This window comes from Zoogloea sp. GDB6 (assembly GCF_056724105.1).
In genome coordinates, this window is the sequence record NZ_CM161497.1 from 5,703,787 (window position 1) to 5,722,025 (window position 18,239).

An 18,239-nucleotide genomic window follows, 5' to 3' on the forward strand; every position below is an offset into this window, starting at 1 on the left:
TTCGCGGGAGGTTTTGCCATGCTCGCATGCGCTTTTACGACGGCTGCGGGTTGGCCCAGCCGTAGCGCGGGGAACATGCCTGTTTGCCGCAAGCGCGGTCGAAGGCCAGGCACTCCGGTCCATCGCCAGCCGTTGTATGGCGAACGGTGGAAGGTTCCCGATGCCGACAATCCTGCTCCGATACCCGTCGTCCCCCGCCCGTCTGTACGACAACATGCTCTTACTGTCCTGGTGGATGACTGGGGCGGCACTCCTCGCGCTCGAGGTCTTGTCGCACGCAGTCTTGCCGTGAGCGCACCAAACATGCGCTACAGGTCGCTGAAGACGCTGTTCGTCCGTCAGCTCGAGGACCACGAGTCTGTGGTTGACGAGCCCCCGCTGCGGGCCGAATTATTCAGCGCCGACCAGATGGCCCTGCACGGCAACGCGCTTGCCGGTGCCCACACCCTGGCCCGCGGGCCGTTCGTGCCCGACAGGTTGCTGGCCCGCCTGGCAGACAATGAGCGCACGCTCTTCGATGTGTGTCGTCTGCTCACCGAGGCGGTCGCCGACAATCGGCGCATTGCGCCGGCCGGAGAGTGGCTGCTCGACAATTTCTATCTCATCGAAGAGCAGATCCGCATGGCCCGGCGCCTGCTGCCGGAGGGGTACAGCCGCGAACTTCCGCACCTGAATGGCGCCGCGGTCCTGGCCGGGCGGCCACGGGTGTACGACATCGCCCTCGAGGCCGTTGCCCATGGCGATGGCCGGGTGGATGCGGAGAGCCTGGGCCGCTTCGTCGCCAGCTACCAGCGTGTCGCGCCGCTCAAGCTGGGGGAGCTGTGGGCGATTCCGATCATGCTGCGCCTGGCGGTCATCGAGAACCTACGGCGGGTCAGTGCGGGGATCGCAGCCGGCTGGGGCGAGAGGACACTGGCCGGTAGCTGGGCGGACCGGATGAGCGAGGCCATTGAGACCGATGGGAAGGACCTGATCCTGGTTGTCGCCGACATGGTCCGCTCGGAGCCACCGATGGCCGGCGCCTTTGTCGCCGAGTTGGCGCGCCGCCTGCAGGGACGGGGTCCTGCACTGGCCCTACCGCTGAGCTGGGTCGAGCAGCGCCTGGCGCAGTCCGGCCTGACCATCGCCGGTGTGGTGCAAGCGGAGAACCAGCGCCAGGCCGCCGATCAGGTCTCCATCAGCAACAGCATCGGCAGCCTGCGCGTACTGGGGGCGATGGACTGGCGGGATTTCGTCGAGAGCCTGAGCCTGGTCGAGAAGACCTTGCGCGACGATCCTGGCGGCGTTTATGCCCGGATGGACTTCGCAACCCGCGACCGTTATCGCCACGCTACCGAGGAGATCGCCAAGGCGAGCTCCCTGAGCGAGCATGAGGTGGCGCGGCAGGCGGTGGACCTGGCCCGGGCTGCGGCATCGAGCACAGGGGGAAGGACGGCCCATGTCGGCTATTACCTCATCGATGCCGGGCGGCCTGAACTGGAGCGGGTCGCAGGGACCCACGCCGGTGCCGCGGAGCGCCTGCGCCGGGTGGCATCCCGCGCGGCGCTGCCGCTGTACCTGGGCGCCATCGCGCTGATTACTATGATCGTCAGCGCCGCGCTGCTGTACGCAGCCCTGGCGGTCGAATGGCCGGTCTGGGCGCTGTTGCCGTTTGCGCTGCTGACGCTACCGGTCACCAGCCAGCTCGGCGTAGCGTTGAGCAACTGGCTGGCCACCTTGCTGGTCAAGCCACGTTCCTTGCCACGGATGGATTTCTCGACCGGTATCCCGCCGCAATGCCGCAGTCTGGTGGTGGTGCCGACCATGTTGAGCAACCCGGCGGGCGTTGCAAACCTGCTCGAAGCGCTGGAGGTCCGCTTCCTGGCCAACCGGGACGGTAGCGTGCATTTCGGTTTGCTCACCGATTTCCTCGATGCACCGCAGGCCTCGCTCCCTGCGGACGATGCGCTGGTGGCGCAGGCGCGCGCCGGCATTGAGGCCCTCAATGCGAGCTATGCCACGGAGGGGCAGGACATCTTCTTCCTGTTCCACCGGCCACGGCGCTGGAACCCGCAGGAGCGCAGCTGGATGGGCAGTGAGCGCAAGCGCGGCAAGCTGGCCGATCTCAACGCACTGTTGCGCGGCAGCGGCGGCGAGGGCTTTGCGACCATCGTCGGCGATACGGCGATCCTGGCCGGTGTGAAGTACGTCATCACCCTCGACACCGACACCCAGTTGGCCCAGGACGCGGTACGCCAGTTCGTCGGCGCCATGGCCCATCCGCTCAACCGGCCGGTCTACGACGACCGGAAAGGGCGGGTCGTGGCCGGTTACGGCATCCTGCAACCCCGCGTGGGTATCAGCCTGCCCGGCGCGAACCGGTCGCGCTACGCCCAACTGTACGGTGCCGAGGCGGGCGTCGACCCCTATACGCGGGTCGTCTCCGACGTGTACCAGGATCTGTTCGGCGAAGGCTCCTTCATCGGCAAGGGCATCTACGACGTGGACGCCTTCGAGCGCGCGCTGGGCGGCCGTTTTCCCGACAACCGGATTCTCAGTCACGACCTGCTGGAAGGCTGCTATGCCCGGGCCGGGCTGTTGAGCGACAGCTTGCTCTACGAAGACTACCCGGCCAGTTACAACGTCGACGTGAGCCGCCGTTACCGCTGGATCCGCGGCGACTGGCAGCTTCTGGCCTGGCTGCTGCCCAAGGTGCCCTGCGCCTGCAAGGACGGCTCCGAGGGCGCCAGGGGGGGCGCGGCCCACCGCCAGGCCAATCCGCTGTCGCTGCTGTCCCAGTGGAAACTGGCGGACAATCTGCGGCGCAGCCTCGTTCCGGGCGCGCTGCTGTTCCTGCTGGTGCTGGGCTGGCTGTTCCTGAAACCATCCCTGCAGTGGACGGCGTCGCTGCTCGGTATCCTGCTGTTGCCCAGCCTGTGCGCGACCATCGTCGACCTGCTGCGCCGGCCGGAGGAAATGCTGCTCATGCAGCACCTGGCGGCCGTGCTGAATGCCGTGTCCCGTCGGCTCGCCCAACTCGGCTTCGAGTTTGCCTGCCTGCCCTACGAGGCTTCCTTCAGCCTGGATGCCATCGCCCGCACCCTGTGGCGCATGGGGGCGAGCCACCGCAGATTGCTCGAATGGTGTCCGTCGAGCGAGATCGAGCGCGTGCTGGACACCCGGTCCCGCAACAGCCTGAGCGCGTCCTACCGGCGGATGTCGAGCGCTCCGCTGCTGAGCGTGGCCATTGCGCTCGGCCTGGTCGCGGCGGCACCCGCCGCCCTGTGGGTGGCCGGACCGGTGTTGTTGCTGTGGTTTGTGTCGCCAGCGCTGGCCTGGTGGATCAGTCGTCCGCTGGCGGTCCGAAAGCCTGTGCTCACCGCCGAGCAGACCCGTTTTTTGCGCGGGCTGGCGCGGCGCACCTGGTCGTTCTTCGATACCTTCGTCGGCCCGGCCGATCACTGGTTGCCCCCCGACAACTACCAGGAGTATCGCGTTGCTACGCTGGCCCACCGCACTTCACCGACCAACATCGGGCTGGCGCTGCTGGCCAATCTGGCCGCTTACGACTTTGGCTACATCCCCGGTGGCCCGCTCGTCGAACGGACCGCCAATACCCTGCGCACGCTGGAGGGGCTGGAGCGCTACCGGGGCCATTTCTACAACTGGTACGACACCCAGACCCTGCAGGCCCTGCAACCGCTGTACGTGTCGACGGTGGACAGCGGCAACCTCGCCGGGCATCTGCTGACCCTGAGGGCGGGGCTGCTGGCCCTTGCCGATGAACGGATCGCGTCGCCCAAGATGTTCGACGGCCTTGGCGACACCGCCGCGCTGCTTGCCGAGACCATCGCCCCGGCCGCGGAGGGTTTGGTGACGGCGTTGCGGGACGCGCTGGACGCGGCGGCGGCTACGCCGCCTGGCACCTTGCCGCTACTACGGGCGATTCTCGATGAACTGAGCGACAGAACCGACGGCATCGTGGCACACACCGCAAGCTGGCTCGCCGGTGGCGACTCGGGCCCTTCCGCGCAGGACGCAAGCCGCTGGGCCCAGGCGTTGGCCGGGGCGCTCCAGAGCGCACGGGGCGAAATCGAGTTTCTGGCCCCGTGGCTCGTCCTCGGGAAGCCGCCCCCTGGATTGGACGACGTGCCCGATTGGCTGCTCGGCGAGATCGGACTGCCGACCCTGCGCACGCTGGTGACGCTCGACCGTGTGCTCGGTCCGCCGCTGCAGGCGCGGCTCGACGGCGCGGGCAGCGCAGCCCAGCGTACCTGGCTCATGGATCTCCAGCACGCGCTCGCAGAAGGGAGCGCCCGCGCCGCTGAGCGCATGGCCGTCATCGAAGCCCTGGCGCAGCAGTGCGTGGCGCTGGCACAAATGGACTACGACTTCCTGTTCGACGCCTCGCGGCACCTGCTGAGCATCGGCTACAGCGTGCAGAACCGGCGCGCGGATGCGAGTTGCTACGACTTGCTGGCCTCGGAAGCACGCCTGGCGAGTTTCGTCGGCATCGCCCAGGGGGCCTTGCCGAAGGAAAGCTGGTTTGCCCTGGGGCGCCTGCTCACCCGGGCCGGCGGCGAGCCGGTGCTCCTGTCGTGGAGCGGGTCGATGTTCGAATATCTGATGCCCCAGCTGGTGATGCCGACCTACGAACGCACGTTGCTTGACCAGACCAGCCGGGCGGCGGTCACCCGCCAGATCGAATACGGCCGGCAACGCGGGGTGCCCTGGGGCATGTCCGAATCGGCCTACAACACCGTCGATGCCCAGCTGATCTACCAGTACCGCGCTTTCGGCGTGCCCGGGCTGGGCCTCAAGCCCGGCCTGGTCGAAGATCTGGTGGTCGCTCCCTACGCCTCGGTGATGGCGCTGATGGTCGCCCCCGTGGCCGCCTGCGCCAATCTCCAGCGCTTGGCCGCCGAGGGTTTCATGGGCCAGTTCGGCTTCTTCGAGGCCATCGATTACACGCCTGCCCGCCAGCGCCGCGGGCAGGCCAGGGCGGTGGTGCGGGCCTTCATGGCCCACCACCAGGGCATGAGCCTGCTGGCCCTGGCCTGGCTCATTCTGGATCGCCCGATGCAGCGTCGCTTCGAGTCGGAGCGCTTGTTCCAGGCGGTCATGCCGCTGCTCCAGGAGCGCGTTCCGCGGGCGGCGGGCCTGTTCTCCCATGCGGCCGAGCTCTCGGGCTTGCGCGCGCGGATCGTGCCGCAGGCCGCGCCGGTGCGGATGTTCACTACGCCGGACACCCCCACACCCGAAGTTCAGCTGCTGTCCAACGGCCGTTATCAGGTGATGATCAACAACGCCGGCAGCGGCTACAGCCGCTGGCGCGATCTGGCGGTCACCCGCTGGCGGGAAGACGGCGCGTGCGACGACCAGGGCTCGTTCTGCTACATCCGCGACGTGGCCAGTGGCCTGTTCTGGTCCACCGCCCATCAGCCGACCTGCCACCGGCCGACCGATTACGAAGCGATCCTCTCGGAAGGGCGGGTGGAGTTCCGGCGCTGCGATCCTGTCGAGCCCGACGGCGACATCGAAACCTATACGGAGATCGTCGTCTCGCCGGAGGACGATATCGAGCTGCGCCGCGTGCGTCTGACCAATCGCTCGTCGCGCCGCCGGGAGGTCGAGATCACCAGCTACGCCGAAGTGGTGATCGCTCCGCCGGCCGCCGATGCCCTTCACCCGGCCTTCAGCAAGCTGTTCGTACAGACGGAGATCCTGCCGCAGCATCAAGCCATCCTGTGCATGCGCCGGCCGCGCTCCCCGGAGGAGGCGACGCCGTGGATGCTGCATGGGATGGCCGTGCATGGCGTGGAAGTCGATGCCGATGCCGTATCGTGGGAGACCGACCGCGCCCGCTTCATCGGACGCACGCGGACCACCGCGGCTCCCATGGCCCTGAGCGAAACCGGCGCATTGTCCGGTAGCGCGGGGCCGGTGCTCGATCCCATCGTCGCCATCCGCCAGCGCTTCTTCCTCGATCCGGAGCAGTCTGCCAGCGTCGACATCGTCACCGGCATGGCCGACAGCCGCGATGCGGCCGTGTGCCTGGCCGGCAAGTATCGGGATCGCCATCTCGCCGACCGCGTCTTCGACCTGGCGTGGACCCATAGCGAGGTCGAATTGCAGCAGCTCAACGCGGTGGAGGCCGATGCCCGGCTCTATGCCCGCCTGGCCGGTGCGGTGCTGTACGCCAGCCCGGCACTGCGCGCCGACACCGCGCTCCTCGTCAAGAACCGCCGCGGTCAGTCGGGTTTGTGGGGCTACACCATCTCCGGCGACCTGCCGATCGTGCTGCTGCAGATCGGCGATGCCGCCAACATCGAGCTGGTACGCCAGCTCGTGCAGGCGCACGCCTATTGGCGTCTGAAGGGCCTGGCGGTGGACCTGGTGATCTGGAACGAGGACCACGCCGGTTACCGGCAACGCCTGCAGGAGCAGATCATCGACCTCGTCGCCTCGGGCAGCGGCGGCCTGGGCGACCGGCCGGGGAACATATTCGTCCGCCCGGTGGAGCAGATTTCCGTCGAGGACCGGCTGCTGTTCCAGGCCGTCGCCCGCGTCATCCTCTCCGATTGCCGGGGCACGTTGGCCGAGCAGCTCGATCACCGGATGCTGGCGCTCACCAACATGCCGCCGCTGGTGCCGATCCGCCCCTACCGTCCCGAAGCGCCGGGCCGGGTGCCGTCGGCAGACGATGAGCTGATCCTCTCCAACGGGTTCGGCGGTTTCACCCCGGATGGCCGCGAATACGTCATCACTGTGCACGCTGCCGCTCCAACGCCGGCCCCGTGGTCGAACGTACTGGCCAATCCGCACTTCGGGACGCTGATCTCGGAAAGCGGCGGTGCCTATACCTGGAGCGAGAACGCTCACGAATTCCGCCTGACGCCGTGGCACAACGACCCGCTGTGCGACCCCAGCGGCGAGGCGATTTACCTGCGCGATGAGGAAAGTGGCCGGGTGTGGTCTCCCACGCCCTTGCCGGTGCCGGCGGACGCGACCTACACGATCCGTCACGGCTTCGGCTACAGCGTCTTTGAAACCCACGTGGATGGTATCCACTCGGAACTCACGGTGTTTGTTGCGGTGGACATGGCGGTCAAGTTTTCGCTGCTGAAGTTGAGCAACGAGTCTGGGCGGCGGCGCTACCTTTCGGCCACCGGCTACGTGGAATGGGTGCTGGGTGATCTGCGCGAAAAATCGGCCATGCACGTGATCACCGAGGTCGCGCCGCGCAGCGGTGCGCTGTCTGCCCGCAACGCTTACAGCATCGACTTCCCTGGCCGTATTGCCTTCTTTCACGCGGACGATGTGGTCGGCCTGAGTGCCGATCGCAGCGAATTCATCGGTCGCAACGGTTCCCTGCGCAAACCCGCGGCCATGCAGCGTACCGGGCTGTCGGGGCGGGTCGGCGGTGGGCTGGACCCCTGCGCGGCGATCCAGTCGGGCTTCGAACTGGCCGCCGGCCAGGCGCGGGAAATCGCCTTCCGTCTCGGTGTCGCCGGCGACGCAGAGGAGGCCGACCGTCTGGCGGCGCGGGTCCAGGGCGTCGGTGAAGCGCACCGGGCTCTCGATGCGGTGCATGACTATTGGCACCGCACGCTCGGCGCGGTGCACATCGAAACGCCCGACCCCGCGGTCGATGTGCTGGTCAATGGCTGGCTGATCTACCAGGCATTGGCCTGCCGGCTGTGGGCGCGCGGCGGCTATTACCAGTCGGGCGGCGCCTTCGGTTTTCGCGATCAGCTGCAGGACGTGATGGCCCTGGTCCATGCGGAACCAGCCCGCGTACGGGCCCATCTGCTGCTTTGCGCCAGCCGCCAGTTCGTCGAGGGCGACGTCCAGCACTGGTGGCATCCGCCGCTGGGGCGGGGGGTGCGCACCCATTGTTCCGACGATGCCCTGTGGCTGCCGCTGGCGGTGTGCCGCTACGTCGCGGTGACGGGCGACGCGGGCGTGCTCGACGAGACGGTGCCGTTTCTCGAAGGCCGCCCGGTCAATCCGGGAGAGGACTCCTATTATGACCAGCCGGCCCCCTCGGCCGAGGTCGCCAGCCTGTACGAGCACGCCGTGCGCGCTATTCGGCGCACCCTCCTGCGCTTCGGCGTCCACGGCCTGCCCTTGATGGGCTCCGGCGACTGGAACGACGGCATGAACAAGGTGGGGATCGACGGCAAGGGCGAGAGCGTCTGGCTGGGCTTCTTCCTGTATGCAGTGCTCGGCCACTTCGCCGGACTTGCCGAGACTCATGGCGATGCAGCTTTCGCCGCGCAGTGCCGAGGCGAAAGCGCGCGTTTGCGCGCCAAGCTCGATGAGCACGGTTGGGATGGGGAGGAGGGCGAGTGGTATCGCCGCGCCTACTTTGACGACGGCACGCCGTTGGGCTCCAGCCGCAATGCCGAATGCCGCATCGACTCGGTGGCACAGAGCTGGGCTGTGCTGTCCGGCGCCGCCGATCCTGGGCGGGCGCGCATGGCGATGGAGGCCGTCGATACCTACTTGGTGAGTCGCGTGAATGGCCTGGTCCAGCTTCTCGCCCCGCCCTTCGATACCTCGTCCCTGGCGCCGGGCTACATCCGCGGCTACGTGCCGGGGGTGCGCGAGAACGGCGGGCAATACACCCATGCGGCGGTCTGGGCCGCAATGGCCTTTGCCGAGTTGGGCGACGCGGAGCGCGCCTGGTCGCTGCTGGGGTTGATCAATCCGGTCAACCACAGTCGCTCGGCGGAAGGTGTGGCGGTTTACAAGCTGGAGCCCTACGTCATCGCGGCCGACGTTTATGCGGCGGTGCCTCATGTCGGGCGCGGTGGGTGGAGCTGGCACACCGGCGCCGCCGGTTGGTTGTACCGGCTGATCGTCGAATCGCTGCTCGGGCTGCAGCGGGAAGGCGCCGTGCTGCGTCTGTCCCCGCGTCTGCCTGCCGACTGGCCCGGCTACACGATCCGTTACCGCTACGGGGAAACGGAGTTCCACATCAACGTCTCGCAGACGGCCGCCGGCGCCGAGTACGCAGAAAAAGGCCTGTTCGTGGACGGCATCGCGCAACACGACGGCCGGGTTCATCTGGTCGATGATGGCCGGGTGCATCGGGTCTATTTGAGTCTGAAGGGCTGAAAGAGGCTCCGCACGCCGCGTGTTGTGTTCGCGAGCGCACGGACGGTCGGGCTCGCGCCTTGTTACGGTCGGCTCCCGGTGTTCTTCATCCTGTGAGGAGACGGCTCGTGCCACCCACAAACCATCCCATGTCACGTCCGTCGATGAGCGGGCGGAGTGAGCCCGGCATGATCCGTGTTCGCGAGGGGCAGGCCCCGGGGCCCTTGCCACGGGCAGTATTTTCGGAGCGCTTCCGTGCCTCCTTCGCCGATCCGGCCTTCAGGGAGGAGGACGAAGCCCTGGCGCGGCTGGAGGAGATCGCCTGGCAGGCTTATGTGGAGGGGCGTAAGTCGCCCTTTCAGCAGATGGCCGGGCCCGATTACGCAGACCCGGCCCAGTCCCTGTCCGCTGAATGGGTGGCGACCCGGCAGCGCATCGAGGCGGCCCAGGCGCGCCAAGCCGACCCGGCGAGCCCTTCGCGGGTCTTGTTGGTGTGCGGATCGGCGCGCAACGACGGGTCCTGCGCGAGCGAGATGTCGAAAAGTTTCCGCTTGGTGCAGATCGCGCGGGACTTGCTGGACAAGACAGGCATCGTCACCGATGTGCTCGATCTGAGCCTGCTTACCTCCGAATACGGCCGCAAGATCCACCCCTGCAAGGCCTGCGTGTCCACCGCGATGCCCCTGTGCCACTGGCCGTGCAGCTGTTACCCGAACCATGCCCTCGGGCAGACCAACGACTGGATGGCCGAGATCTACGAGCGCTGGGCCGCGGCCCACGGGGTGATCATCGTCACGCCGGTGTATTGGTACCAGAGCCCGAGCCCCCTGAAGTTGATGATCGACCGTCTGGTGTGCGCCGATGGCGGCAACCCGGACCCGACGACGACTTCGGGCAAGGATGCGGACAAGGCGAAGGCACTGGAGATGGCGGGCTGGGACTATCCACAGCATCTGGCCGGGCGTGTCTATGGGGTGGTGGTCCATGGAGACGTGGCTGGCATCGAGGATTCCCGCCGCGGCCTGTCGGACTGGCTCGACTGGATGGGCTTCATCGATGCCGGCCCGTTGGCGCGCCTGGACCGTTTCATCGGCTATTACGCGCCCTACGCCGATAGCCACAACACCCTGGACTGGGATGAGCCCATGCAGGAGGACGTGCGCAATGTGGCACGCGCGGTGGCCAAGGCTGTCGAGGAGCTGCGGGCCGGAAGACTCCAGGCGGTGCAGCCCAGGCTGTCGCGTCCGCGCGCCAAGTGAGCATGGAATTCAAGGACTACTACAAGATCATGGGGGTGGCGCGGGATGCGACCCAGGACGAGATCAAGCGCGCCTATCGCCAACTGGCGCGCAAGTATCATCCCGACGTCAGCAAGGCATCCGATGCCGAAAGCCGTTTCAAGGAACTCGGAGAAGCCTATGCGGTGCTGAAGGACCTGGAGAAGCGGGCCGCCTACGATCAATTGGGGAGCAACTGGAAAGCCGGCCAGGACTTTCGGCCACCGCCGGGCGGAAGCGCGGGCTTCGAGTTTTCGGATGGCCTGGCCGGAGATGGCGAAGACAGTGATTTCAGCGATTTCTTTGCGTCGCTCTACGGTCGCCGTGCCCACGGCGGGTATCGCACTGGAGGTGGTTTTCACGCCCGTGGCCAGGACCACCACGCCCGCGTGCAGATCGACCTGGAAGATGCCTATACGGGAGCGACTCGCAGTCTTGTCTTGCAGATGCCGGAAGCGGACGAGCAAGGGCGTGTGCATCTTCGCAAGCACACCCTCAATGTGTCGATTCCCCGTGGCATCCGCGCTGGGCAGCACATTCGTCTGGCCGGGCAGGGCATGCCTGGCGTGGGGCAAGGGCCGGCCGGGGATCTTTACCTGGAGGTGGAATTCTTGCCACATCCGCACTATCGCGTCGAGCAGCGGGACGTCTATTTCGACTTGCGTGTCGCACCCTGGGAGGCCGCATTGGGGGCGCAGGTGGAAGTGCCGACCCCGAGCGGAGCGGTGGAGGTCAAGGTTCCGCCGAATGCGGTCGCTGGCCGCAAGCTGCGCCTCAAGGGGCGCGGTATCCCCGGTTCCACTCCGGGGGATTTCTATGCTGTGCTGCAGATCGCTCTGCCGCCCGCCGACAGTGATGCAGCCCGGGCGTTCTATAGCGAAATGGCCCGGCAGTTCCGATCCTTTGACCCGCGATCAATAGCTGGAGGCTGACAATGGACGACGAAAAGATGCTGCCCCAAGCCAGTGTGGCGATTCTCGAAGAGCAGACCGGGCTGACCTTGATCGAGCTCTGTCGCGCCTGTGCAGTACGCGCCGATAGCATCGTCGAACTCGTGGATGAGGGGGTCCTGGCCCCTTTGGGGCGGGAGCCGCATCGTTGGCGGTTTACAGGCGTCCATTTGCGCCGGGCCACAGTCGCCCTGCGGCTGAGGCGGGATCTCGGACTCAATCTGGCCGGTGCGGCGTTGGCCTTGCAGTTGCTGGATGAGGTGGACGCCCTGCGGGAACGCCTTAGGGTGCTGGGCGCCCTTTGACGGCAAATGACAAACGGAATCTTGCTCTGTTCGTTAGCGTACGGAACCTCTGTGGCACTCGGTGCAACATGGGTATTCGCTGTGCCCAGTCATCGCTGCATCGGACCAGGCACCGCTTTCCATAAGATCTCCGGCGTCCTTTGGCGATGACGGAATAACGTGAGGGACAGGAACATGACCAATGTACGTCGTAACTTCCATAAGCTCATTCTCGTGACGGCCGCCTCGTTCGCCCTGGGGGGCCTCGGAGCACCTGCTTTCGCAGCGACCGCGGAAGATCTGAACAAGGACGCCGCCCAGGCACTGCAGTTGCTGTACAAGACCCATCCGATTGCCGAGAGCATCTCAAAGAAGGCGCGGGCGATCCTGGTGTTTCCGAAGGTCATCAAGGCGGGCCTGGTGTTCGGCGGCAGCTACGGCGAAGGCGTCTTGATGAAGGGCTCCACCACCGCTGGCTACTACAACACCGTATCGGCGTCGTGGGGCTGGCAGGCGGGAGCCGAATCCTACGGCTACGTGGTTTTCCTGATGAGCGACAAGGCCGTGAATTACCTGGACAAGTCGCAGGGCTGGGAAATCGGCGTCGGTCCCAGCGTGGTGGTGGTGAATGAAGGTGCAGCCAAGAATCTGTCCACGTCGACCCTCAAGGACGATGCCTATGCCTTCATCTTCGATCAGCAGGGCCTGATGGCCAGCCTCAGCATCGAAGGCACGAAGATTTCCCGTATCAAGCGCTGATCAGGCGCAGCGGAAGCCGATCACGGCAGCGGAGTGCCCCGTCTTTCCGGGGCGCTCCGCTGCCGTTGCACTATTTGAATTGGGGTACATGGGATGAGAACCGTCCAGGTGGATGTGGCCGTCATCGGTGCAGGCACTGCAGGCCTGGCCGCATATCGCGCGGCGAAGGCCGCGGGAGCCAGCGTGCTGACCATCGAGGGTGGCGAGTATGGCACCACCTGCGCACGGGTCGGCTGCATGCCAAGCAAGCTTCTCATCGCCGCGGCAGATGCAGCCCATGCGATCGCCAGGGCCCCGGGCTTCGGCGTCCGCGTCGAAGGGCGCGTGTCGATCGATGGGCGCCAGGTCATGGAGCGGGTGCGGCGTGAAAGGGATCGCTTTGTCGGTTTCGTGTTGAGCGGGGTGAGTTCCATGCCCGAGTGGTCGCGCTTGCGCGGCCACGCCCGTTTCGTGGATGACAGGACGCTGGAAATCGACGACCACACGCGGGTCTGCGCCAAGAGCATCGTCATCGCCACCGGCTCCCGTGCCGCTCATCTGGAAGGCTTGGCGGCGCTCGGTGATCGGCTGGTCATCAACGACGATGTGTTCGGTTGGGAGGACCTGCCTGCCTCTCTGGCCGTGGTTGGACCGGGAATCATCGGGCTCGAGCTGGGGCAGGCCCTGCATCGCCTGGGCCTGCGGGTTGCCGTGCTGGGGCGGGGTGGGCGTATCGGGCCGATCACCGATTCGGTCGTTCGGGACTACGCCATTGCCGCCTTCAATGAAGAATTCATCCTCGTGCCGGCAGCCCGGATGGAGCCGCCGGTGCGGGATGGCGAGCGCGTGGCGATCCGGCATCTGGGGCCGGACGGGGCCATGCGGAAGGACTATTTCGATTATCTGCTGGCGGCGACCGGGCGGGCGCCCGACCTGCTCGATACCGGCCTGGCGCGGACCACGTTGAGGCTCGATGCCAAAGGCGTTCCGCTGTTTGACCCGGCCACGACCCGGACCATCAGCGAAGACGGAGCGAGCCCGATCTTCATTGCGGGGGACGCCGGCAACTACATGCCGCTGCTGCACGAAGCGGTCGATGAGGGGCGTATTGCCGGCCAGAACGCAGCCAGCCATGCCCTCGGCAAACCGGTCAGCCCCGGCCTGCGCCGGGTGCCGCTCAACATCGTGTTCACTGATCCGCAAATTGCCGTTGTCGGCGGGGGATTCCGGGCATTGCAGCCTGGCAGCTTCGCGACCGGTACCGTCTGCTTTGAGGATCAAGGACGTGCGCGGATATTGCTGCGCAATAAAGGACTGCTCAATGTGTATGGTGATCCGGCCAGCGGCCGCTTCCTTGGGGCGGAGATGCTGGCGCCTGAGGCAGAGCATCTGGGGCACCTGCTCGCCTGGGCGCTGCAAAAGCGGATGACCGTGACCGAGATGCTCGAAATGCCGTTTTATCACCCGGTGATCGAGGAGGGCGCGCGTACGGCCCTGCGGGACCTGCGGCGACAGATGGGGGCGTAACCGGCCTAGATGCGGCCCAGCAGCAGCAGGATGATCAGGATCACCACCACCAGGCCAAGCCCGCCGCTGGGGTAGTAGCCCCAGTTCCGGCTATGCGACCAACTTGGCAAGGCGCCGACCAGCAGCAGGATCAATACGATCAGCAGAATGGTTCCGATGGACATTTGATGTCTCCTTGTCCGAATGGTGGGTGTCGTTTGATCCTACTCAGTCGCCGTGCCGCGTCTGTACGCCATCGAACATGCGTTGAAGTCCCAGCTGTGTACGTCAGCAGACAGACTGCCGCTACGACGTTCTGTAACTTGAATCCATCCGAGCCAAGGGGATCTCAGGTTTCCTCGCGGCGACGGAACGGTATGCCGGGCTCTCCTTGAAAGTGCGACATATCCCGCCTTGCAAGTTGTTGAGGAGTCCTATCATGAAAAGCACCCAGAAACTGAACCTTTGCGCGGTCGCTGCAACACTGCTGCTGGGCCTGAGCGCCTGTTCCGGAATGTCGGCGCGGGACAGGAGCACCGCGGTGGGCGCCGGTATCGGTGCCGTCGGTGGCGCGGTGCTGACTGGTGGCAGCACGGCCGGAACGATTGGCGGCGCGGCGGTCGGCGGCATCATCGGCCACGAGATCAAAAAGTAGGGGTAATGCCAGGCGCTGACATGATCGAATCCCTTCTCCTCACGGCCGCGCGCATTTCCACGTTCTCCGCGCAGCGGCGCCTGACCAGCGCCAGCGGCTTTTTCTTCGAGCGGGACGGCCAGTTGTTTCTCGTGACCAGCCGTCACGTGCTGTACGACGAGCCGACCGGTCATGCGCCGACCCGGATCGAGATCGAGCTGCACATCGACCCGGCCAACATCGCAGCATCTACCGGCTTCTCCATTCCCCTGTACCAGGCAGGCCGTAGCGTCTGGCGGCAGGGGACGGATACGGCGGGCAAGATCGACGTGGCGGTGATCCCCATCGAACGCGGTGCGCTGCCGCCCAATACGCTCTACCGCGCCTTTACACCACGGCATCTGCTGGGGCAGTTCGAGCTGGTGGAGGTCGGGACGGCCTTACTGATCCTCGGATTTCCCCTAGGCTTCCACGACACCCTGCACCATGTTCCGGTGGTCCGTCACGGGATTGTTGCCTCGTCCTTTGGATTACGTTTCCAGGGGCAAGGCTATTTCCTGACAGATGCCCGCACCCACCGGGGCAGCAGTGGTGCGCCGGTAGTCATGCGGATCGCCAGACCGGACGCCGGGCGGGCGGATCTGCCATGGATGTTGCTGGGCATTCATTCGGGAAGGCTCGACGTTGGCCCGCGGGACTTGAAGGACGATGAAATGCTCGGCCTCAATTACACGTGGTACGCGGACATCCTGCTTACCCTGACGATAACCTGAGTCCAGTCAGGCTACCCTTTCCAGTGAAGCCGAACGATGCTGTGGTGGGGAAGTCTGAAAGGGAGTCGGTTCGTTCTTTCTTCGCGCCCTGTCGGGCCTTGCAGGCGCTTTTCGCCCACGGTCCAGGTGGCGCCACCAGGAGTTCGCCATGTCCGCCCGCGCTTTCGACACCCTTCGTGACTTCGCAATAGGTTCTGGCCGCCAGGGCCGCCTCCATTCGCTGCCGGCCCTGGGCAAGGCGGGATTTCCGCACCTGGGTCGCCTGCCGGTTTCCCTGCGCATCATCCTCGAATCGCTGCTGCGCAATCTCGACGGCAAACGCATCACCAAGACCCACGTGTGCCGCCTGGCCGGCTGGCAAGCTCTGGCGGAACGCAGCGAGGAGATTCCCTTCGTGGTGGCGCGCATCGTGCTGCAGGACTTCACCGGCGTGCCGCTGCTGTGCGATCTGGCGGCCATGCGCGGCGTGGCGCAGCACTTCGGCAAGGACCCGGGGATCGTCGAGCCGCGGGTGCCGGTCGATCTGGTCGTCGATCACTCGGTGCAGGTGGACCATTTCCGCGAGGCCGATGCCCTCGACCTCAACATGCGCCTCGAATTCCGCCGCAATGCGGAGCGCTACCGCTTCATCAAATGGGGTATGCAGGCCTTCGACAGTTTCCGCGTGGTGCCGCCGGGCATCGGCATCGTGCATCAGGTGAACCTGGAGTATCTGGCCCGCGGCGTGATCCGCCAGGACGACCTGTATTATCCCGACACCCTGGTCGGCACCGATTCCCATACCACCATGATCAACGCCCTCGGCGTGGTCGGGTGGGGCGTGGGAGGCATCGAGGCGGAGGCCGGCATGCTCGGCCAACCGGTGTATATCCTCACTCCGGACGTGGTTGGCGTGCACCTTGCCGGCCGCCTGCCGGAGGGCGTCACCGCCACCGATCTTGTGCTGGCGGTCACCGAGATGCTGCGCAAGGCCCGGGTGGTCGGCAAGTTCGTCGAGTTCTTCGGCGACGGCACCGCCTCCCTGAGCCTGCCGGACCGGGCCACCCTCGCCAACATGGCGCCGGAGTATGGCGCGACGATGGGCTTCTTTCCGCCGGACGAAGTCGCCGCCGCCTATCTCGCCGCCACAGGGCGCAGCGACGAGGAGGTGGAGGCTTTCGTCAGCTACTACCAGGCCCAGGAGTTGTTCGGTATTCCGCGCACCGGGGAGATCGACTACAGCGCGGAGCTGGAGCTGGACCTCGCCACCGTGGTGCCCAGCGTGGCCGGCCCCGGGCGGCCGCAGGACCGCATCGTCCTGCCCGAGCTGAAAGCGCGTTTCGATACCCTGCTGGCCCGGCCGGCTGGCGAGGGCGGCTACGGGAAGGCTGCGGGGGAGCAAACCGCACGCCCGCTGCTGGCCGACGGCTCCAGCCTCGGTCACGGCGACGTATTGATCGCCGCCATCACGTCGTGCACCAATACCTCCAACCCGGGTGTGATGCTGGCCGCCGGGCTGCTGGCGCAGAACGCGGTGGCCCGCGGCCTGAAGGTCGCGTCCCAGATCAAGACTTCCCTCGCTCCCGGCTCGCGGGTGGTGACGGACTACCTGGGCAAGGCCGGCCTGCTGGAACCGCTGCAGGCGCTGGGTTTTCGCGTGGTGGCCTATGGCTGCACCACCTGCATTGGCAATGCCGGGCCGCTGTCGCCGGAGCTGGAAGGCCTGATCGCCGGGCACGATCTGATATGCGCAGCGGTGCTGTCGGGCAATCGCAACTTCGAGGCCCGCATCCATCCGGCCATCAAGGCCAACTTCCTGATGAGCCCGCCGCTGGTGGTGGCCTTCGCGCTGGCCGGCCGCGTCGGCATCGACATGGCGACGGAGCCGCTCGGTACCGGCAGCGACGGCATGCCGGTCTTCCTGCGCGACATCTGGCCGAGCCAGCAGGAGGTGGGCGCGGCTTTGGCCCACGCCACCGACCCGGCGATCTACCGCCGGCTCTACGCCGACTTTGCCGTCGGCAACCCGCTGTGGAACCGGATCGCCACCAGCACCGGCCAGACCTACGGTTGGGACGCTTCCACCTACATCGCCGAGCCGCCGTTCTTCGCCGGTTTCGACATGCAGCCGGTGCCGCTGCCAGTCATCCGCAACGCCCGTGCGCTGGCGATCTTCGGCGACTCGGTGACCACCGACCACATCAGCCCGGCCGGTTCGATCAAGCCAGCCTCGCCGGCCGGCCTGTGGCTGCAGGCCCACGGGGTGACGCCCGACGAATTCAACAGCTATGGCTCGCGCCGCGGGCACCATGAAGTGATGATGCGCGGCACCTTCGCCAACGTGCGCATCCGCAACCGGATGCTGCCCGCCGATGCGACCGGCAAACCGATGGAGGGCGGTTTGACGCTGGTTCAGCCGGGGGGCGAGCGCAAGTCCATCTTCGATGCGGCGATGGACTACCTGGCCGCCGGCACACCGACGCTGATCTTTGCCGGCGAGGAGTATGGAACCGGATCGAGCCGCGACTGGGCCGCCAAGGGCACTCGTCTGCTCGGCGTGAAGGCCGTGGTGGCGAAGAGCTTCGAGCGTATCCACCGTTCCAATCTGGTCGGCATGGGCGTGCTGCCCCTGCAGTTCGCGGACGGAAACGACGCGGCGACGCTGGCGATCCGCGGCGATGAGCTTTTCGATCTGTCGGGCCTCGAAGGTGGCATTGCTCCGCGCCAGCCGGTGACGTTGACGATTCGCCGGCTGGATGGAACGTCCCGGAGCGTGGCGCTGCTGCTGCGTATCGATACGCCGGTGGAGGTGGACTACTACCTGCACGGCGGCATCCTGCCCTATGTATTGCGGGAACTGTTGCATGCATGAGGCGCTTTTCCATTCGCCATGACCAGGCAGCAGCGAGAAATCGCCAAAGCCCTATGTGGGCTGACGCACATAGCAAACGATATTTTTGATCTATGCTGCTTTAGTGCGATTGGAGTTGAAAAATATAAAAAACGAAAAAATTGTT

10 protein-coding genes are annotated in these 18,239 nt (G+C 66.2%); 9 read left to right on the forward strand and 1 reads right to left on the reverse strand.

The window, feature by feature from the left end; translation table 11 throughout:
* Positions 1–288 precede the first annotated feature (288 nt).
* From AC1PQG_RS26010 to AC1PQG_RS26035, 6 genes are all read left to right on the forward strand, one after another.
* Entirely contained in the window at positions 289–9,102 is an 8,814-nt protein-coding gene (locus AC1PQG_RS26010) for a GH36-type glycosyl hydrolase domain-containing protein (protein ID WP_481120611.1), read from the forward strand.
* A gap of 167 nt (positions 9,103–9,269) precedes the next feature.
* A complete protein-coding gene (locus AC1PQG_RS26015; protein ID WP_481116765.1) occupies positions 9,270–10,340 on the forward strand; it encodes a flavodoxin family protein in 1,071 nt (356 codons plus the stop codon).
* A 2-nt stretch (positions 10,341–10,342) separates the two neighbouring features.
* Positions 10,343–11,290: a DnaJ C-terminal domain-containing protein gene (locus AC1PQG_RS26020; RefSeq protein WP_481123061.1), complete on the forward strand. Its 948-nt coding sequence runs from the start codon at positions 10,343–10,345 to the stop codon at positions 11,288–11,290.
* A 2-nt stretch (positions 11,291–11,292) separates the two neighbouring features.
* On the forward strand, positions 11,293–11,613 hold the full coding sequence (locus AC1PQG_RS26025) for a chaperone modulator CbpM (protein ID WP_481116766.1): 321 nt from the start codon (positions 11,293–11,295) through the stop codon (positions 11,611–11,613).
* A gap of 174 nt (positions 11,614–11,787) precedes the next feature.
* On the forward strand, positions 11,788–12,351 hold the full coding sequence (locus AC1PQG_RS26030; RefSeq protein ID WP_481116767.1) for a lipid-binding SYLF domain-containing protein: 564 nt from the start codon (positions 11,788–11,790) through the stop codon (positions 12,349–12,351).
* 93 nt (positions 12,352–12,444) lie between these two features.
* Positions 12,445–13,857: a dihydrolipoyl dehydrogenase gene (locus AC1PQG_RS26035; protein WP_481120612.1), complete on the forward strand. Its 1,413-nt coding sequence runs from the start codon at positions 12,445–12,447 to the stop codon at positions 13,855–13,857.
* 5 nt (positions 13,858–13,862) lie between these two features.
* On the opposite strand, the gene AC1PQG_RS26040 is transcribed toward AC1PQG_RS26035, so the two are convergent.
* Positions 13,863–14,021: a DUF3309 family protein gene (locus AC1PQG_RS26040; protein ID WP_481116769.1), complete on the reverse strand. Its 159-nt coding sequence runs from the start codon at positions 14,019–14,021 to the stop codon at positions 13,863–13,865.
* Positions 14,022–14,275: 254 nt separating this feature from the next.
* On the opposite strand from AC1PQG_RS26040, the gene AC1PQG_RS26045 reads away from it, so the two are divergent.
* The 3 genes from AC1PQG_RS26045 to acnA all read left to right on the forward strand — a co-directional run bounded on the left by AC1PQG_RS26045 (position 14,276) and on the right by acnA (position 18,094).
* Complete coding sequence (locus AC1PQG_RS26045) at positions 14,276–14,491, forward strand: glycine zipper 2TM domain-containing protein (RefSeq protein ID WP_481116770.1); 216 nt, start codon at positions 14,276–14,278, stop codon at positions 14,489–14,491.
* A gap of 20 nt (positions 14,492–14,511) precedes the next feature.
* Positions 14,512–15,243: a S1 family peptidase gene (locus AC1PQG_RS26050; RefSeq protein WP_481120613.1), complete on the forward strand. Its 732-nt coding sequence runs from the start codon at positions 14,512–14,514 to the stop codon at positions 15,241–15,243.
* 148 nt (positions 15,244–15,391) lie between these two features.
* Positions 15,392–18,094, forward strand: coding sequence for an aconitate hydratase AcnA (gene acnA / locus AC1PQG_RS26055; RefSeq protein WP_481120614.1), 2,703 nt, complete (start codon positions 15,392–15,394; stop codon positions 18,092–18,094).
* Positions 18,095–18,239: the final 145 nt, after the last annotated feature.

What these genes read in the sequence shown, in the direction of transcription:
- AC1PQG_RS26015 (WP_481116765.1), top strand. Translation starts at nt 9,270, where the DNA reads ATGATCCGTGTTCGCGAGGGGCAGGCCCCGGGGCCCTTGCCACGGGCA.
- AC1PQG_RS26020 (WP_481123061.1), top strand. Translation starts at nt 10,343, where the DNA reads ATGGAATTCAAGGACTACTACAAGATCATGGGGGTGGCGCGGGATGCG.
- AC1PQG_RS26025 (WP_481116766.1), top strand. Translation starts at nt 11,293, where the DNA reads ATGGACGACGAAAAGATGCTGCCCCAAGCCAGTGTGGCGATTCTCGAA.
- AC1PQG_RS26030 (WP_481116767.1), top strand. Translation starts at nt 11,788, where the DNA reads ATGACCAATGTACGTCGTAACTTCCATAAGCTCATTCTCGTGACGGCC.
- AC1PQG_RS26035 (WP_481120612.1), top strand. Translation starts at nt 12,445, where the DNA reads ATGAGAACCGTCCAGGTGGATGTGGCCGTCATCGGTGCAGGCACTGCA.
- AC1PQG_RS26040 (WP_481116769.1), bottom strand. Translation starts at nt 14,021, where the DNA reads ATGTCCATCGGAACCATTCTGCTGATCGTATTGATCCTGCTGCTGGTC.
- AC1PQG_RS26045 (WP_481116770.1), top strand. Translation starts at nt 14,276, where the DNA reads ATGAAAAGCACCCAGAAACTGAACCTTTGCGCGGTCGCTGCAACACTG.
- AC1PQG_RS26050 (WP_481120613.1), top strand. Translation starts at nt 14,512, where the DNA reads ATGATCGAATCCCTTCTCCTCACGGCCGCGCGCATTTCCACGTTCTCC.
- acnA (WP_481120614.1), top strand. Translation starts at nt 15,392, where the DNA reads ATGTCCGCCCGCGCTTTCGACACCCTTCGTGACTTCGCAATAGGTTCT.